Below are 597 nucleotides of genomic sequence, written 5' to 3' on the forward strand. Positions count from 1 at the left end.
GACGCTCGGCCATTTCCTCGGGCGTGGGCTCGCGGCCCTGCTCGTGGAGGAACTGGCGGCTGGTGCGCACAAGCTTGTTGATCGTCTCGATCATGTGCACCGGGATGCGGATCGTGCGGGCCTGATCCGCGATTGAGCGCGTGATCGCCTGCCTGATCCACCAGGTCGCATAAGTCGAGAACTTGTAGCCGCGGCGGTATTCGAACTTGTCGACCGCCTTCATCAGACCGATGTTGCCTTCCTGAATGAGATCCAGGAACTGAAGCCCACGGTTCGTGTACTTCTTGGCGATCGAGATCACCAGACGCAGGTTCGCCTCGACCATTTCCTTCTTGGCGATGCGTGCTTCACGCTCCGCCTTCTGGACCATGTTGACGATGCGCCGGAACTCGGGAAGCGCCATGCCGGTGGCGGCGGCGATGTCCGAGACTTCCAGACGGATACGCTCGACGGGGTCGGCTTCGTTCTCGGCGAAGGCAGCCCACTTCTTGTCCTTCTTGGCGACGTCCGTGATCCACGTATCGTCCAGCTCGCGGCCGACGTAGGATTCGAGGAAGTCGGTGCGCTTCACCTTGTGACGTTCGGCCAGACGCAGCA

General features: G+C 61.5%; 1 protein-coding gene. It reads right to left on the reverse strand.

Translation table 11 applies throughout. The annotated features are described in order from the left end of the window. On the reverse strand, positions 1–597 hold a 597-nt coding region (locus ACODRZ_RS26825), incomplete at both ends, for a sigma-70 family RNA polymerase sigma factor (RefSeq protein WP_488986306.1).

The organism is Novosphingobium sp. FG90 (genome assembly GCF_057808725.1).